The organism is Devosia sp. (assembly GCF_040509215.1).
Taxonomy (GTDB): Bacteria; Pseudomonadota; Alphaproteobacteria; order Rhizobiales; family Devosiaceae; genus Devosia.
Window position 1 is genome coordinate 1 of the sequence record NZ_JBEVLL010000121.1, and the last position, 4,773, is coordinate 4,773.

A 4,773-nucleotide genomic window follows, 5' to 3' on the forward strand; every position below is an offset into this window, starting at 1 on the left:
AAGCGCCGGAAGGGCGGCTCAACGACGGTCAGGCCGTTTTCGTCGGTCGCATAAGCTGACAGCATCATCGGCAGCCCGTCGATAGCGATGGATTGCAGAGTGAGCCCATCTCCGTCGAGCACCAGCGACGTGCCCGGCGCAGTTTCCGGCCGCGGCTCGATGGTCATCTGCGTCCGAACGCGAGTCACCGCCTCAGTGATCTTGAAGTCCATGTCCACGGCCACGATGGCGTAGGGCGTCGGAGCGTAGTCCTTGAGGTAGATGGTGTGCTCGGTTTCGGTGCGCATGAAATGGTCCAGTGCAACGTTATTTTCTGGCGTTCGAATGTGGCCAAGAGGCAACAGCCGACTCTAGCCTTTTGTGTATGCTACGCCGCTCTTGGCTGCATAGCCCAATTCTTTGATGCCTCCGGGCATTAGGGAGGAGGCCTGGGCTAAACGCCACGCGGCTCCTCTGCGTTCAATGGAACGTATCGAGCGCGGTCTTTGAAATTTTCCTGGATGGATCGTCCATCGCCAGAACCTGCTGACGGCCAATGTCATAGCCGTCACTTAGCGTTCGGCCATGGTGTCCTTTCCGGACGATATACATGGTGACGCAAGTGCTGAAATGGTTTGAAAAACAGCTGGACGCTTATCCCTCGGGAGAGCCAACCGAGCCACCAAAGGGTCTTCTGGCATTCTGCCTGCACTACAGCCACGGCGCCAAGAAGTGGCTGGCCCTGATGGCCTTTGCCGCGGCCGCCGTTGCCATTGGCGAAATCCTCGTCTTCAGCTTCATCGGCGACGTGGTGAACTGGCTCGCCGGCGCAGACCCCAACACGTTCCTGCAGACGGACGGCTGGAAGCTGGCGTTCATGGGTGCGATGATCGTCTTCATCCTGCCAGCCTTCGCGCTGCTGTCGACGCTGACCATGCACCAGACGCTGCTCGGGAATTTCCCGCAACGTATTCGCTGGATGGCGCACCGCTACCTTATCCGCCAGTCGATGAGCTACTTCCAGGACGAGTTCGCGGGACGCATCGGCGCCAAGCTGATGCAGACCTCGCTCGCCGTTCGCGAAGTGGTCATGAAGCTGCTCGACATGCTGGTCTATGTCGTCGTCTACTTCACGGGCGCCGTCTTCCTGGCTGCTTCGGCAGATTGGCGCCTCGCCATCCCCTTCCTCGTGTGGCTGGTCGCCTATGTGGCGCTGATGGTCTACTTCATCCCACGCATGGGCAAGATTTCGCAGTCCCAAGCCGATGCGCGCTCGATGATGACCGGCCGTATCGTCGACAGCTACACCAATATCGCCACGGTAAAGCTCTTCAGCCATTCCAACCGCGAAGAGTCCTATGCCCGCGAGGCCATGGATGAGTTTCTGAACACCGTCTATCGCCAGATGCGGCTGTTCACCTGGCTCAACATGCTGGTCCTCTGGTCCAACGCCCTGCTGCTGTTTGCGGTGGGCGCGACTGGCATCTGGCTCTGGATGCAGGGCGTCATGAGCCCCGGCGCGCTGGCCGTCTCGCTTGGCCTCGTCATGCGCTTCCAGGGCATGAGCCAATGGGTGATGTGGGAAATGTCCTCGCTGTTCGAGAACATCGGCACGGTCAAGGATGGCATCAATTCTATCTCGCTGCCGCGCGTCGTGTCGGACAAGCCCGATGCCAAGCCGATCGGCCGTGTCGAGGGCGACATCAAGTTCGATAACGTCTCGTTCCACTACGGCAAGTCTTCGGGCGTCATCGAAGGGCTCAACCTCGATATCCGTCCGGGCGAAAAGATCGGCCTTGTCGGTCGTTCCGGCGCGGGTAAATCCACCATCGTCAATCTGCTGCTGCGTTTCTACGATCGGCAGGGGGGGCGCGTTCTGGTGGACGGCAATGACATTTCAACGATCCAGCAGGATAGCCTCCGCGCCAATATCGGCGTCGTGACCCAGGACACGTCCCTGCTGCATCGTTCCGTTAGGGACAACATTGTCTATGGCCGCCCGGACGCGACCGAAGAAGAGATGATCGAAGCCGCAAAACTGGCCGAGGCTCACGACTTCATCGCGGACCTTTCAGACTACAAAGGCCGCACGGGCTACGACGCCCATGTGGGCGAACGCGGCGTCAAGCTGTCGGGCGGTCAGCGCCAGCGCATCGCGATTGCACGTGTACTCTTGAAAAATGCCCCGATTCTGGTGCTCGATGAGGCAACGTCGGCCCTCGACTCCGAGGTCGAAGCTGCCATCCAGAGCCAGTTCGAGCTGCTGATGCGCGGCAAGACCGTGATCGCCATCGCTCACCGCCTGTCGACCATCGCCATGATGGACCGTCTGGTGGTGCTCGATAAGGGGCAGATCGTTGAGCAGGGCACTCATGCCGAGCTCGTGGATTCAGGCGGTATCTATAGCCAGCTCTGGGCGCGCCAATCGGGCGGGTTCCTGGAGATGGATCAGGTCGAGGACGCGGCGCAGTAAGCGCCGCCGTCCCAAACAGATTTCACACGCCCTCCATGGTGGAGGGCGCCAACCAAAGGAGATCCCAAATGGGAGATTTCATCATGACGCGACACCTGGGCAATCCGAACGCCATCGCCCCGAGCCAATGCAAACCCCTTTCCCGGCACCGAACCTGATACGAACAGCACGTTCTGTCAGGCGCGGCTCAATAAAATGAGCAGAAAATGTTCAACCGCGTCATCGACTTCTTCGACAATCTCTATTCGCCCGTCGCCCTGGCCAAAGACCGCCAGCCGCCCATGGGCCTTACGCCCTTCGTTCGCTACTTCGTCGCCCAGTTCAAAGGCGCCTTCGCGATCCGTATTGGCCTTGTTGCCATCGGCTCGGTCGCCGATGCGCTCATGCCCGTCTTTGTCGGCATGGTGGTGGGGATGCTGGCAACCACAAATCCCGGCGAAATCTTCGACCAGCACGGCCAGACCTTCCTTTGGATGATCTTCGTCGTGGTCCTCGTCCGGCCACTGACCTTCTTTTTCGACACGCTGATCCGCAACCACGGCATCGTGCCCAACCTGGTCGATCTTATCCGCTGGCAAAGCCACTGGCATGTCATCCGGCAGAGCTGGACATTCTTCCAGAACGACTTTGCCGGCCGCATCGCCAACAAGGTCATCCAGGCCGGTGAAGCCATCGAAATCGGCGTCAATCTCACCATCGACGCGGCCTGGTATGCCCTGGTCTTCGTCGTTGTGGCCATTGTCGTCCTAGCCCAGCTCGATCCGCTATTGCTGGTGCCGATTGGCGTCTGGCTGCTGCTCTATGCGGTGCTCTTCTCGATCACCATGCCGCTCATCGCCCGCTATTCCGAAGAGCTTTCGGAGAGCAAATCGGTGATGACCGGCCGCATCGTCGACAGCTACACCAATATCCAGACGCTCAAGACCTTCGCCTCCGGCGAGCATGAAGACAAATACGTCGCCGACAGCGTGCTCGACCACGCCGTGAGCTTCCGCAAATTGATGCGGGTGTTCACCTACATGTGGTCGATCCTGTTCATGCTCAACGCGGGCCTCGTGGTCTCGGTCACCTGGCTGGCCCTCGCCGGCTGGAACAATGGCGTGCTCACCGCAGCAGCGGTGGCGACCGCCATTCCCTTCGCCCTGCAGATCATGAACATGAGCGGTTGGATCCTCGAAATCGGCTCCAACATCTTCCGCCAGATCGGCACGACCAGGGACTCGATGGACACCATCGCCCAGCCCCTGACCATGCTCGACGCGCCGGAAGCCAAGCCTCTCGCCGTTACCAAGGGCGAGCTGCATTACGACAATGTCAGCTTCAACTACTGGCGCGGCAAGGAAGGGTCGGTCATCGACGAGTTTAGCCTGACGGTGAAGCCCGGCGAAAAGATCGGCCTTGTCGGCCGCTCGGGTTCGGGCAAGTCGACCCTGGTCAATCTCGCCCTGCGCATGTTCGATGTGCAGGACGGCTCGATCAAGATCGACGGAAGCGACGTCCGTTCGGTGACCCAGGAGAGCCTGCGTTCTGCTATCGGCCTTGTCAGTCAGGATACGTCTCTGCTGCACCGGTCCGTCCGCGAAAACCTCAAATACGGCCGTCAGTCGGCGACCGACGAGGAAATGATGCGGGCGGCCGAACAGGCCAATGTCCACGATGTCATCATGGGTCTTTCCGACCCGCAGGGGCGCCTGGCCTATGACGCTCATGTGGGCGAGCGTGGGGTGAAGCTCTCCGGCGGTCAGCGCCAGCGCGTCGCCATCGCTCGCGTACTTCTCAAGAACGCGCCGATCCTGGTGCTCGACGAAGCCACGTCTGCTCTCGACTCCGAAGTGGAAGCGGCGATCCAGGAGCAGCTCACCATGCTCATGCAGGGCAAGACGGTGATCGCCATTGCGCATCGCCTCTCGACCATTGCGGCCATGGACCGGCTCGTGGTGCTCGAAAAGGGTCGCATTGTGGAGGAGGGCTCTCACGCCCAACTCCTCGCCTCAGGAGGGCACTATGCCATGCTCTGGGAACGCCAGTCCGGCGGCTTCCTCGACCTCGACGCCAAGGCCGCGGAGTAACGAACAGGGGAGGCCGGCGCACCGGCTTCCCCAACATTTCAAAGATTTAACCCCGCGCCGGAACATTCGGCGCTATGGAGTATTCGGCTCCCGCGTTCTTCTTTTCCGGCCCGATGAAACTCCTCGAACCCATTCACCGCCTGTTCGAAACCTGGCTCGATCCGTTCGGCAAGACCGGCGATCTGCAGCCGCCTGCGGTGACGTGGCGCTTCTTCTGGTACTATATCAGCCAGGCCAAGCTACCGTTCCTCG

At 60.4% G+C, this 4,773-nt stretch carries 2 protein-coding genes and 1 pseudogene; 2 read left to right on the plus strand and 1 reads right to left on the minus strand.

The window, feature by feature from the left end; translation table 11 throughout:
• A pseudogene (pepN, locus tag ABW043_RS06760) lies at positions 1-287 on the minus strand (aminopeptidase N); the annotation flags it as partial.
• Positions 288-589: 302 nt separating this feature from the next.
• Here pepN and ABW043_RS06765 point away from each other — a divergent pair.
• Entirely contained in the window at positions 590-2,452 is a 1,863-nt protein-coding gene (locus ABW043_RS06765; protein WP_353920455.1) for an ABC transporter ATP-binding protein, read from the plus strand.
• A 206-nt stretch (positions 2,453-2,658) separates the two neighbouring features.
• Positions 2,659-4,521 carry an ABC transporter ATP-binding protein gene (locus ABW043_RS06770; protein ID WP_353920456.1) on the plus strand — a complete coding sequence of 621 codons (1,863 nt, stop codon included), beginning with the start codon at positions 2,659-2,661 and terminating at the stop codon, positions 4,519-4,521.
• Positions 4,522-4,773 lie beyond the last annotated feature (252 nt).

Excerpts from the sequence above, each read along its gene's own strand:
- ABW043_RS06770 (WP_353920456.1), top strand. The coding sequence starts at position 2,659 with ATGTTCAACCGCGTCATCGACTTCTTCGACAATCTCTATTCGCCCGTC.
- ABW043_RS06765 (WP_353920455.1), top strand. The coding sequence starts at position 590 with ATGGTGACGCAAGTGCTGAAATGGTTTGAAAAACAGCTGGACGCTTAT.